Consider the following 19,963-nt stretch of genomic DNA (forward strand, 5'->3'; position numbering starts at 1 on the left):
CGTTTGCCAGGGCGCGGGTGGTCCTCTAGCATTTGATTCGGAGACTTGTGAACGACTTGATAGCCGAATGCCAAAAAGGAAGCGCGGTATTCTGCGGTTAAGCCGCATCACGTTTTTTTATAACTATTAAGGACATACCTTGGAACACGTGAACCTTCGCCGCCTGGTCGCTGCCGCAAAACTCTTGACCTCAGCTCTAGCATTGGGTGCCATCAGTCTTCATGCGCAAGCCCAGCCCTATCCCACCAGGTTTATCCAACTGATCGCTCAGCAACCTCCAGGTAGCCAGTCGGAAGCCATCAGCCGAGTGTGGGCTGAGTGTGCGTCCAGGGAGTTGGGCCAGCCTATCGTGATTCTCAACAAACCAGGCGCCAACGGCGTGCTCGCCACGAACTTTTTGAAGAGCCAGCCCGCAGACGGATACAACATCATGACGGTGGGGATGTCGCAGATGACGATCACACCCTACATCTACAAGCAGCTTCCGTACAGCCCACAGAAGGACTTCGATGGCATCACCGTTTTGAGCACCTCGCCCTTGCTGCTTGTCGCCAGTGTGCAAAGTGGCATCAAGCAGTATGCCGACATTGCGACCGTCGCAAAGAAAGCCAACGGGGGCATCGATTTCGGCTCGCCTGGAAAAGGAAGTCCGGCCCATCTGCTGACCGCTGCCGTGGCTCAGCAACTCAAAGTGGACGGCACGCATGTTCCTTTCGTCGGAGAGGGGGCTGCCGTCACTGCGCTGATGGGCGGCCAGATTCAAATCATGACCATCACCTCGGGTACCGCTGCGCCCCTCATCAAGGACGGCCGCATGATTCCCCTGGCGATCTATACGGAAACTCGCGACAAGGCATTCCCGCAGATCCCGACGATTCTGGAACTCACGGGCTCCAAGGAGATGGCGTTGCCTGGGTGGTTGGCACTCGTCGCGAAGGCAGGAACTCCGCCGGCTGTTCTAACGCGGCTCGGCGAAGCAACCGCCAAATGTGTAGATTCCGACGCTTACAAAGCCCGCTTGGAGGCCATTAACGCCATTCCCACAAAATCGTCTCCCGCGGATGTGAAGGTCTGGACAGACCGGTACACGGCCGTCTTCAGACCATTGATCGAGAAACTGAATCTTGCCGAGTGATGCAGCAATAGCAAAGAGGCAGCCGGGCTCGCCGGGGGAAGGTTATCGGCCAACGGTTCAGGTGCGTCTGCGTGACGGGGGTTTTCTTCAGGGGATGCGGGAAAGTGGCTTCGTTGTGTACCGGGGCGTCCGGTATGCGCAGCCTCCTTTCGGCGATCTGCGCTTTCAGCCGCCGGAACCCGTTCCGGCGTGGGCGGGTGTGGTGCAGGCCTTTGAGTTTGCACCGGCCTCGCCGCAGGCACCGCGAGATGCCGATGCCTTGATGTTCGGAGGTGAGGACTGCCTTGCTTTGAATATCTGGGCGCCTGCAGATGTGGGTCCTGGATGCCCCGTCATGGTGTGGATTCCCGGTGGCGCATACATGCGAGGAGACGCTGCCGATCCCGTTTACGACGGAGCTGCTTTTGCGCGAAAAGGTATTGTTTTTGTATCGATGAATTACCGTGTGGGCATCGATGGGTTTATGGCGATACCGGGTGCACCGGCCAACCGTGGGTTGCTCGACCAGATCGCTGGACTTCAGTGGGTAAAAAGGAACATCGATTCTTTTGGAGGCGATGCTTCGCGAATCACCGTGGCCGGCGGATCGGCCGGTGCCGGTGCCATTGCGTGCCTCATTGGCATGCCATCCACACGAGGCCTTTTCGGCAGAGCCATCCTCCAGAGCCCAAGCCTGGCGACCCATACAGCAGCGGAAGCGGATGTAGCTGCCGCGGCCATCACCACACTGCTGGGCATACCGTTGTCAAGTGAAGCCATTGCGCGCGTTCCATTGCCAAAGGCGGTTGCCGCGTTAAAACGCCTGGCGGACGACCCATCCTTGCGACGGGACTTGGGATTCAACGCGCGCAACTTTTTCCCATTGAGAGCCGTCGTCGACGGGGACTTTTTGAAGACCTCACCATTGAGGGCCATGGAAAATTCATGGAAACACCTCCTGCCTGATTTTTCGTTGCTGGTTGGTTGCAACAAGGAAGAAATGCGGCTTTACGCTGTGCCCCCCGGTTTAATAGAGCAGACCACCCAAAGCGAGCTTCTGGAGTTTGCGCGGGATGTGGGGTTGAGTGAACATGCGGTGCTGTCGTACGCAGAAAATCCGGAGACGGGCGCCCGGTCGACCCCTGGCGAGATTTTGTGCGCCATGCAGTCGGACTATTTCTATCGAACTTCAGCTCGAAAGATTGCTGCGGATGCAAGCGCAGTTGGGGTCGCCGCTTACCTGTACGAGTTTGACTGGCGTTCGCGCCGATGCGATGGAAAATTGGGTGCCGCCCATGGACTTGAAATTCCTTTCGTTTTTGACCAGCTGCCAACATCGGCAGGCGTTGAAATCACAGGCCTCGATGCACCGGCGGCGCTGGCGGAGGAAATGCACCGCTCTTGGGTAAGGTTCGTGAAAGAGGGTAATCCTGGCTGGCCTCGACATACTAGCCAGGGCGCCGACCTGATGCATTTCGCTGATGAAAGTCGATGTGAGCGGGATGTCTGGGCCCCATCTGGAGAACTTTGGCAAGTAATCCAGTAAGCCTGGTGTCTCAGTCGCACGGCGCTACCCGCGCACGCGCCGGTATGGCTAGCTGGACCTTCAGAAGGCGCTGTCCCCGTCATCAAGAAGTTCGTATCGCAGGCACACTGCGCAATTCAACAGTTCAGACGGATGTGCCAGGGCGGGCCGGGGTGAAGCAGCCCGTTCCGAAGCCCAAGGCGTTCTCGCATCAGGCATCGTCGAGAGAGGTGGTGCTGCTCCCCGAGTCGACGCGATCCACGCGCGCGAAGGGTAAAGACGGGCAAGCCTAAAAATCAGCCACCTTGCCCCACATCGACTCCTTGAAACGGGCGGGGTCGAAAGGCTTCGGGTCGAAGATCGGTTGGGACCCCGACACGATGTCGGCGATCAGGTGGCCCGCGCCGGGGCCGATGCCGAAACCGTGCCCCGAAAAACCCGCGGCCAGGATGAGGCCGGGCACCTGCGGCAGTTCCCCGATGCCCGGCACGCCGTCGGGTGTGCTGTCGATGTAGCCCGCCCAGGTATTGGCGATGCGGGCTTCGCGCAGCACGGGCAACAGGTCTACCGCACGGCGGTGGATTTCGCGGACACCGGCGGGGTCGGGCTTGGGGTTGAGGATGCGCGCCCGTTCCATGGGGGTGGGGGCGTCCAGCTTCCAGCGCGCACGGGTTTCGTGGCCCCAGCGTATGCCTTCCAGGCCACCGGGAAACACGTTGCGCCAGCGCTTGGCGAACATCGGGATGAACTGCGGCGCGAAGCGCAGCAGCTGCGGTGTGGGGTCGGCGCGCCCACGGCCGCTGATGGCCAGGACGTAGTGGCCGTCGGGGCGCCGGGTGACGGCGACGCGTGGGCTGGTCAGCGCAGCCGGCAGTTGCTGCGCCACCGGCGACAGGCGCACGATGGATTGGCGTATGGTGGCGAGCGGAAACTGCACGCCGAGCTGGTTGCAGAACGAAGACGCCCACGCACCGCCCGCGAGAACCGCGCTGCGGGTCTTGATGGTCCCCGCTTCGGTGACGACGCCGCTGAGCCGGCCGCCCTCCATCTCGATGCCGCGCGCGGCGCAGTTCTGGTGGACGGTGCCGCCGAGTTTCATGAGCGCGGCCGCCACGGCGGGCGCCGCCTTGGCCGGGTCGGCCGTTCCGTCGCTGGGTGAGAAGACGCCGCCCTTCCACGTGCGGCCGGTCGCCAGGCCTCGCTCCGAGGCCTCGCGGCCGCTCAGCATGTGTGTGGTCACGCCGGCGGTCGTGGCGAATTCACGCCACTTGGCCCAGCCGGCAATCTGGGCCTCGTCATCGCTGAGGTACAACAAGCCGCAGCGCGTGAAGCCGGTGTCTTCGCCGCTGTCGGCGGCAAACTGGTCCCAGAGTTCGAGGCTTCGGGTGGCCATGGGCAGTTCGCGCGCGTCGCGGTTCTGCTGGCGGCACCAGCCCCAGTTGCGGCTCGATTGCTCGGCGCCGATGTGGCCCTTTTCGACCAGTGCGACCGACATGCCGCGCTTGGCCAGGTAGTAGGCGGTAAAGACCCCGATGATCCCGCCGCCGATCACGACGACGTCGGCGCTGGCCGGCGGGGTGCTGGAAGTCTCGAGGATGCGCAGGGGCTGGGGCTGGGACATGGATGGATTCTGGTCGTTGCTGGATGTCTTTACTGTCTGTGCTCTTTGTACGAAGCTTGTGCTCATGCTGGTTGCTCCTCCTGCCCGAAACCAAGAATCGCCTTGGTCTCCAGGTACTCCTCAAGGCCTTCGATGCCGTATTCGCGGCCGTTGCCCGAGCGCTTGTAGCCGCCAAAGGGGGCATGGGGACTCCAGGCCGGGTAGTTGATATGCACCTGCCCCGAGCGGATGCGCGCCGCGACCGCCCGCGCCGCGGCGAGGTCCTGGCCCTGCACATGCGCGCCCAGGCCGTAGACCGTGTCGTTGGCGATCTCCACCGCTTCGTCCACGCTGTCGTAGGCAATGATCACCAGCACCGGCCCGAAGATTTCTTCCTGCGCGATCTGCATTTGCGAGTTCACGCCGGAGAAGATGGTCGGGCGGCAATAGAAACCGCGCTCCAGGCCCTCAGGCCGGCCGGGGCCGCCGCAGACCAGGCGCGCACCCTCGGCGATGCCAATGTCTATCATTTCCCGCACCCGGTTGAACTGGGCACGGTTGGCCACCGGGCCGTGTGTGGTCTGCGGCGAGCGCGGGTCGCCCACGACAAAGCTCAAGGCCGCTTCCAGCGCGATCCGTTCCACCTCCTGCAGGCGCTCGCGCGGCACGATCATGCGGGTCGGTGCGCTGCACGATTGGCCGACGTTGCGAAATGCTGCCCCTACGCCCGCCGGCACGGCGCGCGCCAGGTCCGCGTCCGGCAGGATCACGTTGGGCGATTTGCCGCCGAGCTCCTGGGCCACACGCTTGACAGTCGGGGCCGCCGCCTGGGCCACCAGCACGCCGGCCCGGGTCGAGCCGGTGATCGAGATCATGTCCACGTCCGGATGCGCCGACAGCGCGGCGCCGACCTCGGGCCCATTGCCGCTCACCAGGTTGAACACGCCCGGCGGGATGCCGGCGTCGTGCACCACCTCGGCAAACAGCAGGGCGCTCAGGGGTGACAGCTCGCTGGGTTTGAGGACGACGGTGCATCCGGCCGCCAGGGCGGGGCCGACCTTGGCGGTGATCTGGTAAAGCGGCCAGTTCCAGGGCGTGATCAGGCCGCAGACGCCGATGGCTTCGCGCTGGATAGTCACGTCGCCTCGATGGGAGAGGAAGGGAAAGCTCGCCAGGTTGTCTCTAGCCACGCGGATGTGTTCGGCTGCGACCGGCACCTGGGTGCTGCGGGCAAAGCCGATGGCGGCGCCCATCTCCAGCGAGATCGCCTGGGCGAAGAGTTCGGCCCGTTCGAGGATCAGGGCGTGGATGCGGCCGAGCAGCAAGGCCCGGCTTTCAGGAGAACTGGTGGACCAGCTCGCGAAGGCGCTGCGGGCGGCGGCCACGGCCGTCGCGACGTCTTGCGCAGTACCCAGGGCGATGCGCGCGACGGGCTCTTCGGTGGACGGGTCGATGACGCTGGCCTGCGATGCCCCCGCAGGCAGCACCCACTCGCCGTCTATGAACAGGCGATCCAGGCGTCCGTCGGATTTGAGGCGTTCAACAAGGGAGACATTCATGGGCGCACATCCTTTGCTGCGGTGCGGCGGATTCCGCGCTGCCCCGCGGTGAAATTGCCCTTGCGCAACCTGCGCAGTGTGTCGTCATTTGCCATGCTTGCCCTCTCAAAAGAATCGAAGTCATGGTACGCCCTTGACCGGAATTGATCTGCCGTTTAAGCCTGGGCATTCGGCATGAACGGTGCGCAAGCGGCCCACAACCGCAGCATCTGCGGCGGCGCTTCAATAGCATTCATTCATGGCGCCGGCGAACCGGCACAGGCTTTGCACCACCCCTTCCAGGAGGACGCTTTTCATGAGCTCTCGTCCCAAGTCCACCGGCTTCGATTGCCGCGGCACGCTGACTGGTTTCCCCACCGCGCCGGGTGGCCCGCACGCGCCGCAGCCTCGCCAGGGCGGCCGGCCCCGGCCGGGCGGCAAGCCATCGGGGGCGCGCCGCACACCATGCCGCCGGCCATCCGCAAAACCGCAGTTTTAACCAAGCGCCCCGGCGTGATCGAGGTATATCCCCGGTCTCCCGGTGCTCCAATGCCTTTACCCCACCACGAGAAACCAGGAGATCACCATGGCAGATAACAAGCAGCTGAACGGCCTCATCGGCCCCGAAGAGAGCACACGCATCCTGGGTGCGTTGCAACGCGGCGCGAACCGGCGCGATGTATTGGCCATGTTGACGGCCGGCGGCATGCAGGCGGCCCTGGCCGGCAGCATCGCCGGCCTTGCCGCGAATGCACAGGCGCAAACGCCAACGCCGCGCAAGGGCGGCCGCATCAAGGTGGCGGGCGCGGTCTCCTCCGTGAGCGACACGCTGGACCCGGCCAAGCAGGCCAACCAGGCCGACTACGCCCGGGGCTTCACTTTCTACAACGGGTTGACCTGGCTGGACAGCAGCCTCACGCCCCAGCCCTCGCTGGCCGAGGAGTTCAGCACCAAGGATGCCAGGACCTGGATCTTCAAGCTGCGCAAGGGCGTGACCTTCCACGACGGCAAGCCGCTCGCGCCGGCCGACGTGGTGTTCTCCATGATGCGCCACAAGAACCCGGCCACCGGCTCCAAGGCCAAGGTGCTGGCCGACCAGATCGAAGACGTGACCGCCTCCGGCCCTAATGAAGTCACCATCCGCCTGGTGGCCCCCAACGCCGACCTGCCGGCCATCCTGGGCACCTACCACTTCCACATCGTCAAGGACGGCACGACCGACTTCAACGCCGGCATAGGCACCGGCCCCTACAAGGTCAAGGAGTTCAAGCCCGGCGTGCGTTCCATCGGCGTGCGCAACGAGAACTACTGGAAACCCGGCCGTCCCTACCTGGACGAGATCGAGTACGTGGGCATCGCCGACGAGACGGCGCGCGTCAATGCGCTGCTGGCGGGCGAGCTGGACCTGATCGGCACGGTCAACCCGCGCTCGATCGACCGCGTCAACGGCAGCGGCAAGGCCGCCATCTTCGAGACCAAGGGCGTTTCGTATACCGACCTGATCATGCGGCGCGACAGCGGCCCGGGTGCCAACCCGGATTTCGTGATGGCCATGAAGCTGCTGTTCAACCGCGAGCAGATGCTCAAGTCCATCCAGCTGGGCCGCGGCATTGTGGCCAACGACCAGCCCATCGCGCCGGGCAACCGCTTTTTCTTCAAGGGCCTGCCGCAGCGCCCCTACGACGCCGACAAGGCCAAGTGGCACCTGAAGAAGGCCAACCTTGGCAGCGCCGCCATCCCGATGGTGGCCTCGTCCGCGGCCACCAGCTCGGTGGAGATGGCGCTGGTGCTGCAGCATGCGGCGCGGCAGGCCGGCCTGAACCTGGATGTGCGCAATATGCCGGCCGACGGTTACTGGTCGCAGCACTGGATGAAGCACCCGATCAATTTCGGCAACGTCAACACGCGCCCCACGGCCGACCTGGCCCTGACGCTGTTCTTCAAGTCCGATGCGCCCTGGAACGAAGCGGGCTGGAAGAGCGAGAAGTTCGACCAGCTGCTGGTGGGCGCGCGCGCCGAAACCGACACGGCCAAGCGGACCCAGATGTACGCCGACATGCAAACCCTGATCAACCAGGACGGCGGCATCGGCATCCCGATGTTCCTCTCCAGCCTGGACGGCCACAACAAGAAGCTCAAGGGCCTGCAGGTGAACCCGCTGGGCGGCATGATGGGCTACGGCTTCGCTGAACACGTCTGGCTGGAGGCGTGAACCACCCCCGAAGCGCGAGCGGCGTGCAGTCACTGCCAGAGGCAGTGACTCTTCGGAGCCGTCCAAACCTGCGCGGGCAGGTTCGGAGCCGCGGCTCCTCAGCCCCCCAAGGCGGGCGCCCTCTGCGGCCCGGCAAAGCCGGTTCCGCGCCGGCACTTGATACGGAAAAAATGCCATGAACCTCACCATCCTGAAACTGGTCGGCGGCCGCATCCTCGCCGGGATCGGCTCGCTGCTGGCGGTGTCGGTGGTGGTGTTCGCCATCACCTCCGTACTGCCCGGCGACGCGGCCGAAGAGAAGCTGGGGCAGGACGCCACGCCGGAGGCGGTGAAGGCCTTGCGCACCGAGATGGGCCTGGACCGAAGCCCGGTGCTGCGCTATTTCGACTGGCTGGGCGGTATGGCCAAGGGCGATGCGGGCAAGTCGGTGGTCACCGGCATGCCGGTGGGTGAGGCCATCGCCAGCCGCCTGCCCGCTTCGCTGCAGCTGGCCGCGGTGACGACGGTGTTTTCCGTCCCGCTTGCCCTCGGCCTGGGCATTCTGTGCGCCTTGCGGCGCGGCTCGGCTTTCGACCGTTTCACCAGCATGGCGACGGTGGCCGTCGTGTCGGTGCCGGAATTCCTGGTGGCCACGCTGGCCGTGCTGGTGTTCGCGGTACAGCTGAAATGGCTGCCCGCGCTTTCGTATGCGGTCGACGTTTCGTCGCCGGGCGAGATGCTGCGCTCCTTCGCCTTGCCGGTGCTCAGCCTGGGCAGCGTGATCGTGGCCCAGATGCTGCGCATGACGCGCGCGGCCGTCATCGACCAGCTGGCCGCGGCCTATATCGAGATGGTGCGGCTCAAAGGCGCCAGCGCCGCGCGCACCGTGCTGTTCCACGCGCTGCCCAATGCCATCGGCCCCATCGCCAACGCGGTGGCGCTGAGCCTGTCCTACCTGCTGGGCGGCGTGATCATCGTCGAGGTGATCTTCAACTACCCGGGCATCGCCAAGCTCATGGTGGACGCCGTCGCGCAGCGGGACATGCCGCTGGTGCAGGCCTGCGCCATGATCTTCTGCTCGGCCTACCTGGTCCTGGTGATGCTCGCCGACGTGTGCGGCATCGTCGCCAATCCCCGATTGAGGCACCAATGAGCGCCGCACTGCCGCCCGAAGGCGCTCGCATCGCAACGTGCAGCGCGGAGGTTTCCCTATGACTATTGCAACACTTGTTCCTTCGACGGCCGTTACCCGGCGCCGCGCCTGGCTCGCGGGCTGGTCGCGCGCCGGCAAACTCGGTCTGGCCGTGCTGGCCTTCTGGGTGGCCGTGGGGATCTTCGCCTGCTTCGTGCCTGACAGCGCGCTGGGCGAGATGTCCGACGCCGGTGTGTTCCAGGGCATGAGCGCGCAGCACTGGCTGGGCACAGACTACCTGGGCCGCGACATGCTCACGCGCATCGTGGTCGGCACACCCTACACCATCGGTGTGGCCTTTGTCGCCACGCTGATCGCCTGCGGCGTGGGGGCGGTGCTCGGCCTGCTGGCCGCCGTGGCGGGCGGCGCGGTCGACGCGGTGCTCAGCCGCGTGCTGGACACGCTGGTGTCCATCCCGAGCAAGATGTTCGCGCTGGTGGTGATCGCCGGTTTCGGCTCCTCGGTCCCGCTGCTGATCGCGGTGACGGCCGTGGTCTACGCGCCGGGCGCCTACCGCATCATCCGCTCGCTGGCCGTGAACATCAACGCCATGGACTACGTGCTGGTGGCGCGCGCCCGCGGCGAACGCCGGGCCTACATCATGCGCCGCGAGATCCTGCCCAACATCACCGGCCCGCTGCTGGCCGACATGGGCCTGCGCTTCGTCTACGCCCTGCGCCTGCTGGCGAGCCTGAGCTTCCTGGGCCTGGGCGTGCAGCCGCCGATGGCCGACTGGGGCTCCCTGGTGCGCGAGAACCTCGGCGCCTTGCCGCTGGGTGGTGTCTCCGTGCTCGCCCCGGCGTTCGCCATTGCCGCGCTGACCATCGCGGTCAACCTGGTGATCGACAACCTGCCGGGCCATACCGACGCAGACCGGGAGAAAAACTGATGGGTGCCACTGTCCTCGTGAATGACCTGCGCGTCGTGGCGCAAGCCGCCGGCGGCGAAACAGAGATCGTCAAGGGCGTTTCCTTCCGCATCGAGCCCGGCGAAGTGCTGGCGCTGATCGGCGAATCCGGCTCGGGCAAGACCACCATAGGCCTGGCGCTCATGGGCTATGCGCGGCGCGGCTGCCGCATTGCCGGCGGCAGCGTGCGCATCGGCGACACCGACGTGCTGGGCCTCAGCGAAGCCGAACGGCGCCGCCTGCGCGGCCGCCGCGTCTCTTACATCGCGCAGAGCGCCGCCGCTTCCTTCAACCCCTCGCGCACCATCATGGACCAGGTGGTGGAAACCGCCCACATCCATTCGCTGATGCCGCGCGCCGAGGCCGAGAAAAAAGCCGTGACGCTGTTCCGCGAGCTGGCGCTGCCGCAGCCCGACAGCATAGGCCAGCGTTACCCGCACCAGGTTTCGGGCGGGCAGCTGCAGCGCCTGATGGCCGCGATGGCGTTGATGAGCGACCCGGACCTGGTGATCTTCGACGAGCCCACCACGGCGCTGGACGTCACCACCCAGATCGAGGTGCTGCACGCCTTCCGCCGCGTGGTGCGCGAGCGCCGGACCACGGCGGTCTACGTCACGCACGACCTGGCGGTGGTGGCCCAGATGGCCGGCCGCATCCTGGTGCTGCGCGACGGCGCCGAGCGCGAGATCGGCACCACGGCGCAGATCATCCAGACGCCCAAGGACGACTACACGCGCAGCCTGATCGCCGCGGCGAATCCCAAGGCGCGCAGCGGCGAAACAGTGGCCGAGGGCGCCATACCGCTGCTCCAGGTGCGCAACCTGGTGGCCGGCTATGGGCCGCTGGACAAGCATGGCCGGCCTGCCTCGCCGGTGCTCGACGATGTGAGCCTGAACCTGTACCGCGGCCAGGCGATCGGTGTCATCGGCGAGTCCGGCTCCGGCAAGACCACGCTGGCCCGCGTCGTCGCCGGCCTGATCGCGCCCGCCGGCGGCCAGATCATGTTCGACGGAAAACCGCTGCCGCGCGGGGTGTCGCAGCGTTCGCCCGAGGAGCTGCGCCGCATCCAGATCGTGTTCCAGATGGCGGACACGGCGCTCAATCCTTCGCACAGCATCTCCGACATCCTCGCGCGGCCGCTGCAGCTGTACCGCGGCTTGAAGGGCCAGGCGCTGGACAAGCGCATCGCGCAGCTGCTCGACCTGGTGCAGCTGCCGCAGGCCTGCGCCCGGCGCCTGCCTGCCGGGCTCTCCGGCGGGCAGAAGCAGCGCGTCAACCTGGCGCGCGCGCTGGCCGCCGATCCCGACCTGATCCTGTGCGACGAAGTCACTTCCGCGCTGGACACGGTGGTGGGCGCCGCCATCCTGGACCTGCTGGCGCAACTGCGCAAGGAACTCGGGGTGTCTTACGTGTTCATCAGCCACGACATGAACACCGTGCGCGCGGTGTGCGACGAGATCGTGGTGCTGTACGCCGGCCAGAAGGTGGAGTCGCTCACGCGCTCGGCTTTCGCGCATGCGCCGCGCCATCCCTACTTCCACCTGCTGGCCAACTCCGTTCCGGAGCTGCGCCCGGGATGGCTGGACGAGGTCGGGGCGGCGCAGCGCGCGGCCCTGCCGCTGGTGCAGGCGCCCGTCGACCGCGCGGGCATCTGCAGCTTCCTGGACCGTTGCCCCCTGCGCGTGGCCGGCCTCTGCGACAGCAAGACGCCGCCACGGCATGAACTCGAAGGCGGCGTGGAGGTCTTCTGCCACCGCAGCGCCGACGACTTGCTGCAGCTGCAGCAGGTCAAGGCGCCGCCGCGCGAATGCACGGCCTGATTCGTCAGACCCGATCCCGTGGGCGCCGCGTGCGCCTGGAGACCGGCGCCTGGGCGCCACCGGAATTTTTCATTGAACTGAACAGATTGAACTGACATGCAAACACTGAACTACATCGCGGGCCGCTGGCAAGCTGCCCAGGACGGCCGCCAATTCGAGGTGTGCAATCCCGCCGACGACAGCCTGATCACCCTGGCGGCCGACGGCGGCGCGGCGGACGCGCGGCTGGCCGCCGACGCGGCGGCAGAGGCACTGCCCGCCTGGAAGGCCCGCTCGCCGCGCGATCGCTGCCTGATCCTGAAGAAATGGCAGGCGCTGATCGAGCGCGACGTGGAGCCGCTGGCCGAACTGATTTCGCGCGAGCAGGGCAAGCCGCTCGCGGAATCGCGCGGCGAAATCGCCTACAGCGCCGGTTATGTGGAGTGGTTCGCCGAAGAGGGCGTGCGCGCCCACGGCGAGATCATCGCCGCGCCGGTGTCGAGCAAGCGCTTCCTGGTGTTGCGTGAGGCCGTCGGCGTCGTCGCCGTGGTCACGCCCTGGAATTTTCCCGCGGCGATGATCGCGCGCAAGATCGCCCCCGCGCTGGCGGCGGGTTGCACGGTGGTGGCCAAGCCCGCTGAAGACACGCCTCTCACGTCCCTGGCCCTCGTGAAGCTCGCCGAGGAAGCGGGCGTTCCCGCCGGCGTGCTGAACATCGTGCCCGCCTCGCGCGAGCGCACGCCGGAGGTGGTGGGTGAGTGGCTGCGCGACGGCCGCGTGCGCAAGGTCAGCTTCACCGGCAGCACCGCCGTGGGCAAGATACTGGCGCGCGAATCGGCCGGCACGGTCAAGAAGCTTTCGCTCGAGCTCGGCGGCAACGCGCCCTTCATCGTGTTCGAGGACGCCGACCTGGACGCCGCCGTCGAAGGCCTGATGGCCGCCAAATTCCGCAACGGCGGCCAGACCTGTGTGAGCCCGAATCGCGTGTTCGCGCACGAGGCGGTGCATGACCGCTTCGTCGACAAGCTGGCGGCCCGCGTGGGCGCCTTGCGGGTCGGCCCGGCCAACTGGGCGGAGGCCGAGATCGGCCCCATGATCAACGCGCGGGCGGTCGACAAGATCGAACGCCACGTGAACGACGCCGTGGCCAAAGGCGCGAAGGCGGTCGTGGGCGGAAGCCGCGTGCGCACGGAAGTCGCCAACGGCCCGAACTACTTCGCGCCCACGGTGCTGACCGGCGCGACGCCCGACATGGAGCTGTCCTGCGAGGAAACTTTTGGCCCGGTCGTGCCCATATTCCGCTTCAGCACCGAAGACGAGGTGATCGCGCAGGCGAACGACACGCCTTTCGGCCTGGCCGGTTACTTCTTCTCCAACAACATCAAGCGCGTCTGGCGCGTGGCCTCCGCACTCGAGACCGGCCTGGTCGGCATCAACGAGGGCGCCATCGCGGCGCAGGCCGCGCCCTTCGGCGGCGTCAAGGAATCGGGCTACGGCCGCGAAGGCTCACACTGGGGCCTGGACGAATACCTGCACACCAAGTACCTCTGTCAAGGCAATCTCACGTGAAAGTACTTGTCCTGGGGGCCGGCGTGATCGGCACCACCACGGCCTACTACCTGGCCAAGGCGGGCCACGAGGTGACGGTGGTCGACCGCCAGCCCGGTCCCGCGCGGGAAACGAGTTTCGCCAATGCCGGCCAGGTGTCGCCGGGCTACGCGGCGCCGTGGGCCGCGCCCGGCGTGCCGCTGAAGGCCTTGCGCTGGATGTTCCAGAAGCATGCGCCGCTGGCCATCGGCCTGGACGGCAGCATGGACCAGCTGCGCTGGATGTGGCAGATGCTGCGCAACTGCAGCCCGCAGCGCTATGCGGTCAACAAGGAGCGCATGCTGCGGCTGGCCGAATACAGCCGCGACTGCCTGGCGCAGCTGCGCGAAGACACCGGCCTGCGTTACGAAGGCCGTGAGGGCGGCACGCTGCAGGTGTTCCGTACCCAGGCGCAGCTCGACGCCGTCGGCAAGGACGTGGCCGTGCTGCGCGCCGCGGGCGTTCCTTACGAACTGCTGGGGCCTGACGACCTTGCGCGCGCCGAACCGGCCATCGCCACAGGGCCGCTGGTCGGCGGCCTGCGCCTGCCCGGCGACGAGACCGGCGACTGCCACCTGTTTACCACCGGCATCGGCCACCTGGCCCAAGCAATGGGCGTGCGCTTTTGTTTCGGCGAAGCCATCGACGGCGTGGAAGTCTGTGGCGGCCGCGTGGCCGGTGTGCTGCAGGGCAGCCGCCTGCGCACGGCCGACGCTTATGTGATGGCGCTGGGTTCGTATTCCACGGCCATGCTGCCCGAGGCTGTGAAGATTCCCGTCTATCCGGTCAAGGGCTATTCGATCACCGTGCCCATTGCCGATGCGGCCCGCGCGCCGGTGTCGACCGTGCTGGACGAAAGCTACAAGATCGCCATCACGCGTTTTGAGCACCGCATCCGCGTGGGCGGCATTGCGGAGCTGCGCGGCTTTGACCTGCGCCTGAACCCGCGGCGCCGCGAAACGCTGGAACTGTGCCTGAACGAGCTGTTCCCCGGAGCCGGCAATGCCCAGGCCGCCACCTTCTGGACCGGCCTGCGGCCCATGACCCCGGACGGCACGCCGCTGGTGGGCCGCACGCCGCTGCCCAATCTGTACCTGAACACCGGCCACGGCACGCTGGGCTGGACCATGGCCTGCGGCTCCGCGCGCGTGCTGGCCGACGTCATGAGCGGCCATGCGCCCGAGATCCGCGCCGACGACCTGTCGGTAGAGCGTTATGCGCAACCCACACCACGGCCATCGAGCGGACCCTTGACCGAGCCCGGCCTGCGTACCTGAAGCCGTCTTCTGTTCAAAGACTGGCTATCCCTGGCGGGGCAGGTCGTGATAGGAGGCAAATTCGATTCTTCCCGAAATAGGCGTGCCTCGAATCGAGGATGAGCCTGCGATCTCTCGTGAACCCCAGGTGTATCTCTGCCCCGTATAGGTATGAATAACTTCGGAACTCGACCAGGAAAGCCGCTCTAAAAGCGCCTCGTACTCGGCGATCCAATCATCGTTCAAGACCCAAAATTCTTTGTATTCGGCGGCGAAGTGAATCAACGCACCGTAATAGCTGTGGCCTCTGGACTGGGGAAGCAGCGAGAACATGCCGCAGACGAGATAAGTGCCGGATCTGGGGAGGCTCCCCAGTACTTGCAAATTGTGATCGACTGATGCTGTGCTCGAATCGGAGCAAAAAATATGACCATAGACGATGCTGGACATGGTGATGAAACCTTACGTTTGGTATGGGAGACTCGAACCTCGGCTTGCCCAGGCGATGCTCCCCGCGGAAGGGTCGCCTCGCGGGCCTCACTGTGCGCTGGCCACCTTCTTCAACATATCAGTTCTCCCATTTCAACAAGATCGCCTGGCTCCAGCATAAAAGCGGTGTCTTGCTTCGGACAAATCTCCGCCTCCCCACGGAAAATATGGATGTCGACGTAGTGGAAGAGCCCGGTTCCGGCATCAGTGACAAGGAAGTATTTCACCTCGGACTCCCCGGGTAGAGGCTCGTCGCATGCTTTGATCTTTAGACTGAAGTGGTTTTCATAGTCTCGAATTGCCTCGCCCAGCGTTCTCGCATTTGACTTCAAGGCAAGGTCGTTGTGCGGACAAGGTGTTCCGGTGTAGGTGTACCGGGAATTCTTCGGCCCAAAGAGAAGTGGCATTTTGTGTGACCTGACGTTTGATTTAATAGATAGCCGCAGCCCAGTCCGCTTGAAGGATAGGTTAGGCGCCATCGTAACCATGCTCAGGAAATCCTCGCCGCCTGGTTCAGAATCAAACCCATGACAAGCCCCAAACTACTCACCCAGCTCGCGGACGGCATCATGACCGTGTCCCTGAACCGTCCCGACAAACTCAATGCGATTGACAACGAGCTGGCCCGCGCGCTTCTTGCCGCCATTGACCAGGCCTCACGCGACGATGCCGTCCGGGTGCTGCTGCTGCGCGGCAACGGCCGGGCATTCTGTGCGGGGAGGGATGTCAGTGCGCCACCCACGGAAGAGGACCTGGTCCTGGTGCAGGCCGTGTCCAAAGCACTGGTGTCCCTGCCCAAGCCGGTGCTCGCTTCGGTCCATGGCTGGACTGTCGGCGCCGGCTTCGAGTGGATGCTCAATGCCGACATCGTGGTCGCGGGGGAAAGCGCGCGCTTCAAGCTGCCGGAGGCATCGATTGGGGTGTTTGTGACCGGTGGATTGACCGCAACACTACCCGCCTATGCAGGCCTAGCGCGCGCCAAGGCGCTGATGCTGCTGGGCGAGGAGTTCTCGCCCGCGCAGGCGCTGGCCTGGGGACTTGTCTGGAAAGCGGTGCCCGACGCGGAGCTCGAATCGGCGTCCCGGCAAATCGGCGCCAGGCTGGCATCGCTTCAGCCCGCGGTTGCGGCCAGCTTCAAACGGGTTCTCAACGACATCGGCCTTCGCGATTTCGACCACGCCATCGCGCTTGAAAACGATGCGCAGCGCGCCTTGGGCGGCGGCGGAGTTCCAGACCAGGGCATGCCTGGCTGCACCTGCTAAGTCGTGTAGTCGCCTCTGGACTCCGGCTGAAAAGGCACTGCCAGGATCTCGGCCGCCCTTTGGTCGCCCCCGGGTGTGGCCCAGCGTGCGACGTTGCCCACCCGTAGCCCAAGCAGGCTGATGCCCACGGGGGACAGCACAGATACGAAACCCACCGCCGGATCAGCGTCCGGGGGATAACACAGCTTCAGCGTGTTGAGCTGGCGGGTCTGAAGATCACGCAGCAGGATCTCCGAGTTCATCGTCACCACGTCAGGCGACACCTGCTTTGATGCTACGAAAGCAGAGGTGTCGAGCATTTCTTCGACGGCTCGCCGCAGTGAGGGGAATCCATTGCCACTTGCATCGCGACGCAAAAGCTTGAGGATTCGAATATGGTCCAGTTCGGTGAGCGTACGCTCAACAATGGAAATTTCCACGGAGAATTCCTTCAGGGTCCGGACGCTGGCCTATAAGCAAGACACGCGTCAAAGCGCGGGCTGGGCGCCCGGCGATCTGAGGTTTGCGCGAAAAGAGTGGGGGTGGATCGCCGGGCTTATGGATGTGCGGCCGGCTGACAAGCGCGTGTACCCATGCCCACGATCAAGCGGCGTGCACGACAAGCAAGCGCCGCACTGAATGCTTCGCTGGATGCAAGCTTGATGGGGGTGGAACACATGCGATGAAGTCTAGCGTTGTGACTTTGCTGATGCAATCGGCCAGCGCATGTCGCACTTCGCATGGGGGTATTGCGAGCACACCCTTGACTCCATACGACGCCTTGCCCCTCCCCACTCCGGACCGCGAAGGTACGTAGAGCTAACCGAGGTCGTCGTAATCCGGGGTCTGCGTTGCCGATCAGGCTCGGGTGAACAGGTGCTGGACCAGGATGTGCTTCACCTTGCGCTCGGTGCTGATCGCGTAGTAGTGCTCAGCTACCCCATCGCAAGGACCCAGCAAGCGGACCTGGTGACGCTTCATGAGGTCGTCCTGTACCGACAGCGCGGCGGGGAAGACACCCAGGCCGCTGCCGCCAAAGGTTTCCAGCAGGGCGCTGTCCTCAAACTCGCCGACAACCTGCGGACGCAATCCACGCTGGGCCAGCCATTGGTCCAGCGGACCGCGAACGGTGGAATGTGAAGTGGGCAACAGAACGGGCACCTTGCCCAACGAGGCGGGGAAATTTTTCTGGGCCAGCTTGAACCAATGCTGCGACGCATACCAGCCCATCCCTGAAGTGCCCAGCGAGTGGTTGTGCACCTTCAAGTGTGGGTTGAAGGGCGCGGGGTGGTCGGACAGCACAACGTCCATCCGGTGCATGGCGAGGTCGGCCAGGAGGTCGGCCATTTCACCCTCATGGCATACGAGCCGCAGGTTGGGTGTGCCCAGCACCGGCTGCAGCAGGCGCTGCACCACCAGTTTGGGCAGGCCGTCCGCAATGCCTACCGTCAGCCGGACCGACTTGACCTGGGCGGCGTTGCGTACCAGGTCGGGTAGCGCTTCTCCCAGCTGAAAGATCTGCTCGGCCTGGCGCAGCGCGAGCTCGCCGGCTTCGGTCAGTGCCAGGCCTCGCCCGGCGGGTTTGAGCAGCTGGCATCCCAGGTCCTTCTCCAGTTCGCGCACCTGCGCGCTGATGGTTTGCACCGCCATGTTCAGCCGCGCCGCCGCGTGCGACATGCCGCCTTCCTTGGCAACCACCCAGAAATAGTACAGGTGCCGGTAGTTGAATGCGAGGCTCATCTTCAGGTTTTACGGGATTGTTATTCAACCATTCTCTGCTTTTTCTTTGTGCATCGGAGTCCTATTCTGTAATGACCCTCCGCAGATCGTCTGCATCACGAAAGGACAACCATGAACCAACCCTTAGCTGTTCCCTCTCAAACCGCAAGCCCCGGCTGGGGCGCCACCATTGCGAAGCACAGGGTGCTCCGCAACACCTATGCCTTGTTGTCCATGACGCTGCTGTTCAGCGCCGCCATGGCCGCGCTGGGTGTCGTCTTCAAGCTGCCGGCCCCGGGGCTGATCATCACGCTGGCCGGGTATTTCGGCTTGCTGTTCCTCATCCACAAGGTGCAGAACAGCGGCTGGGCCATCCCCGCGGTCTTTGCCCTTACCGGCTTCATGGGCTACACGCTGGGCCCTGTGCTGGCCCTGCCGGGTGGCGCGCAGGCGATCTCGCTGGCGCTTGGCACGACGGGCGTGACCTTCCTGGCCTTGTCCGGCTGGGTATTGGCCACACGGCGTGACTTCAGCTTTATGGGCGGCTTCCTGTTCGCCGGCATGGTGATTGCGATCCTGGCCGGCCTGGCGGCAATGTTCCTGCAAATGCCCGCGCTGGCGCTGGCCGTGTCGGCCATGGTGGCCTTGCTTTCGGCGGGAATGATCCTGTTTGAAACCAGCCGCATCGTGAACGGCGGTGAGACCAACTACGTGCTGGCCACTGTCAGCCTCTTCGTCTCCCTGTTCAACCTTTTCACCAGCCTGCTGAGCCTCTTCGGCTTCGGCGGCAACAACGACTAATTGAAGGTCAAGGAGAAACTTATGAAATGCCCTCATTGCCCCGACGTCACCCTGGTCATGACGGAGCGCCAAGGCGTCGAGATCGACTACTGCCCTCAATGCCGCGGCGTGTGGCTGGACCGCGGCGAGCTCGACAAGCTCATCGAACGCGACACGGCCGCCGCGCCGGCGCCGGTGCCGCAGGCGGCCTATCAGCACCCCGCCCGCCGTCCTGACTTCGAGGATTCGGACTATCGCCACCACAGCGGCTATGGCAGGCGCAAGCCCAAGTCCTGGCTCAGCGAGATATTCGACTGAGGCCCGCGCTCTCCCTCACTCTTTCTCATCCATTTTTATTTCAGGAACACCATGAAAACTTCTGTTCGCACCACCGCCGCTACCGTGATCGCCGTGACCATCGCTTCAATGACCGTTCCCTCGCTGGCATTCGCCAAGCGCATCGGCGGGGGCGGCCGATCCATGCCGTCCGCCCGGATCGGCAATGCCCCAGCCACTCCGGCAGCGGCCAAGGCCCCGGCACCCGCCGCCGCACCTGCGGCCACCGCAGCGCCGGCCGCCGCGGCCGCCCCCGCTGCCCGCGGACCCGGCTTGATGGGCACCATGGGCGCAGTTGCCGTGGGCGCGGCCGCCGGCACCCTGGCCGGCAATGCGCTGGCCGGCAGTTCCGCCTCCGACAAGGAAGCCAAGGCCAAGGACGCGGAGAAGGAAGCCCAGGAGCTGCAGCACAAGGCCGACGAAGCCAAACGCAAGGCCGAAGCCGCCCGCGCCGCGGTGAAGTGATGGCCTGGCCGGTGCGAACCGCTTCGCACATTTCGGCCAGGTTGCAGCGCTGCGGGCAGGTGATCAATAGGAATAGTTCTCATCTGAGCTACACTGTGTACCTCCGCCAGCGATCCTCTGTCCAGATGAAGCCAGCCAGCAACCTGCCTGCGCCCAGCGCTTCACTGTCATGGCCCACGATCGCGCCCGTTTCTTCTTTTCCCGACCTCAACATTCCGTAACTT

The 19,963-nt window shown here is 65.1% G+C and carries 18 protein-coding genes; 12 read left to right on the forward strand and 6 right to left on the reverse strand.

The features are described from left to right. Positions 1–148 precede the first annotated feature (148 nt). Entirely contained in the window at positions 149–1,135 is a 987-nt protein-coding gene (locus ACSQ27_RS14485) for a Bug family tripartite tricarboxylate transporter substrate binding protein (protein WP_436156244.1), read from the forward strand. Beyond that, positions 1,125–2,660 (forward strand): carboxylesterase/lipase family protein, encoded by a 1,536-nt coding sequence (locus tag ACSQ27_RS14490; protein ID WP_436156179.1) that lies wholly within the window; start codon positions 1,125–1,127, stop codon positions 2,658–2,660. The genes ACSQ27_RS14485 and ACSQ27_RS14490 overlap by 11 nt, the downstream gene beginning before the upstream one ends. A 268-nt stretch (positions 2,661–2,928) precedes the next feature. Here the strand turns inward: ACSQ27_RS14490 and ACSQ27_RS14495 are convergent, their stop codons facing one another. Together ACSQ27_RS14495 and ACSQ27_RS14500 are read right to left on the reverse strand one after the other, a co-directional pair. After that, complete coding sequence (locus ACSQ27_RS14495; RefSeq protein ID WP_436156180.1) at positions 2,929–4,260, reverse strand: NAD(P)/FAD-dependent oxidoreductase; 1,332 nt, start codon at positions 4,258–4,260, stop codon at positions 2,929–2,931. A gap of 62 nt (positions 4,261–4,322) precedes the next feature. After that, complete coding sequence (locus tag ACSQ27_RS14500) at positions 4,323–5,798, reverse strand: aldehyde dehydrogenase family protein (protein WP_436156181.1); 1,476 nt, start codon at positions 5,796–5,798, stop codon at positions 4,323–4,325. A gap of 565 nt (positions 5,799–6,363) precedes the next feature. Here ACSQ27_RS14500 and ACSQ27_RS14505 point away from each other — a divergent pair. The 6 genes from ACSQ27_RS14505 to ACSQ27_RS14530 all read left to right on the forward strand — a co-directional run bounded on the left by ACSQ27_RS14505 (position 6,364) and on the right by ACSQ27_RS14530 (position 14,730). Next, the gene (locus ACSQ27_RS14505; RefSeq protein ID WP_436156182.1) at positions 6,364–7,989 is read left to right on the forward strand and encodes an ABC transporter substrate-binding protein; all 1,626 of its coding nucleotides are present in this window, start codon (positions 6,364–6,366) and stop codon (positions 7,987–7,989) included. 175 nt (positions 7,990–8,164) lie between these two features. Further along, a complete protein-coding gene (locus ACSQ27_RS14510) occupies positions 8,165–9,121 on the forward strand; it encodes an ABC transporter permease (protein WP_436156183.1) in 957 nt (318 codons plus the stop codon). 58 nt (positions 9,122–9,179) lie between these two features. After that, positions 9,180–10,049 (forward strand): ABC transporter permease, encoded by an 870-nt coding sequence (locus ACSQ27_RS14515; protein ID WP_436156184.1) that lies wholly within the window; start codon positions 9,180–9,182, stop codon positions 10,047–10,049. Next, positions 10,049–11,887: an ABC transporter ATP-binding protein gene (locus ACSQ27_RS14520; RefSeq protein ID WP_436156185.1), complete on the forward strand. Its 1,839-nt coding sequence runs from the start codon at positions 10,049–10,051 to the stop codon at positions 11,885–11,887. The genes ACSQ27_RS14515 and ACSQ27_RS14520 overlap by 1 nt, the downstream gene beginning before the upstream one ends. A 96-nt stretch (positions 11,888–11,983) precedes the next feature. Next, positions 11,984–13,435, forward strand: coding sequence for an NAD-dependent succinate-semialdehyde dehydrogenase (locus tag ACSQ27_RS14525; protein WP_436156186.1), 1,452 nt, complete (start codon positions 11,984–11,986; stop codon positions 13,433–13,435). Next, positions 13,432–14,730 carry a D-amino acid dehydrogenase gene (locus tag ACSQ27_RS14530; protein ID WP_436156187.1) on the forward strand — a complete coding sequence of 433 codons (1,299 nt, stop codon included), beginning with the start codon at positions 13,432–13,434 and terminating at the stop codon, positions 14,728–14,730. The genes ACSQ27_RS14525 and ACSQ27_RS14530 overlap by 4 nt, the downstream gene beginning before the upstream one ends. A gap of 24 nt (positions 14,731–14,754) precedes the next feature. On the opposite strand, the gene ACSQ27_RS14535 is transcribed toward ACSQ27_RS14530, so the two are convergent. Continuing rightward, on the reverse strand, positions 14,755–15,159 hold the full coding sequence (locus tag ACSQ27_RS14535) for a hypothetical protein (RefSeq protein ID WP_436156188.1): 405 nt from the start codon (positions 15,157–15,159) through the stop codon (positions 14,755–14,757). A gap of 110 nt (positions 15,160–15,269) precedes the next feature. Beyond that, on the reverse strand, positions 15,270–15,605 hold the full coding sequence (locus ACSQ27_RS14540) for a hypothetical protein (protein WP_436156189.1): 336 nt from the start codon (positions 15,603–15,605) through the stop codon (positions 15,270–15,272). A gap of 120 nt (positions 15,606–15,725) precedes the next feature. On the opposite strand from ACSQ27_RS14540, the gene ACSQ27_RS14545 reads away from it, so the two are divergent. Continuing rightward, positions 15,726–16,460, forward strand: a complete 735-nt coding sequence (locus ACSQ27_RS14545) for an enoyl-CoA hydratase/isomerase family protein (protein WP_436156190.1) — start codon at positions 15,726–15,728, stop codon at positions 16,458–16,460. On the opposite strand, the gene ACSQ27_RS14550 is transcribed toward ACSQ27_RS14545, so the two are convergent. After that, positions 16,457–16,879, reverse strand: a complete 423-nt coding sequence (locus ACSQ27_RS14550; protein ID WP_436156191.1) for a GreA/GreB family elongation factor — start codon at positions 16,877–16,879, stop codon at positions 16,457–16,459. The two genes, ACSQ27_RS14545 and ACSQ27_RS14550, sit on opposite strands and share 4 nt — an antisense overlap. Before the next feature lie 418 nt (positions 16,880–17,297). Beyond that, complete coding sequence (locus ACSQ27_RS14555) at positions 17,298–18,179, reverse strand: LysR family transcriptional regulator (protein WP_436156192.1); 882 nt, start codon at positions 18,177–18,179, stop codon at positions 17,298–17,300. A gap of 111 nt (positions 18,180–18,290) precedes the next feature. Here ACSQ27_RS14555 and ACSQ27_RS14560 point away from each other — a divergent pair, with 111 nt between their 5' ends. The 3 genes from ACSQ27_RS14560 to ACSQ27_RS14570 are packed head-to-tail and all read left to right on the forward strand — an operon-like array spanning position 18,291 to position 19,739. Next, positions 18,291–18,959, forward strand: coding sequence for a Bax inhibitor-1/YccA family protein (locus ACSQ27_RS14560; protein WP_436156193.1), 669 nt, complete (start codon positions 18,291–18,293; stop codon positions 18,957–18,959). A gap of 21 nt (positions 18,960–18,980) precedes the next feature. Continuing rightward, a complete protein-coding gene (locus ACSQ27_RS14565) occupies positions 18,981–19,256 on the forward strand; it encodes a zf-TFIIB domain-containing protein (protein WP_436156194.1) in 276 nt (91 codons plus the stop codon). Between the two features lie 51 nt (positions 19,257–19,307). Continuing rightward, on the forward strand, positions 19,308–19,739 hold the full coding sequence (locus ACSQ27_RS14570; RefSeq protein ID WP_436156195.1) for an ABC transporter substrate-binding protein: 432 nt from the start codon (positions 19,308–19,310) through the stop codon (positions 19,737–19,739). Positions 19,740–19,963: the final 224 nt, after the last annotated feature.

This window comes from Polaromonas sp. LjRoot131 (assembly GCF_964252805.1).
Classification (GTDB): Bacteria; Pseudomonadota; Gammaproteobacteria; order Burkholderiales; family Burkholderiaceae_C; genus Polaromonas.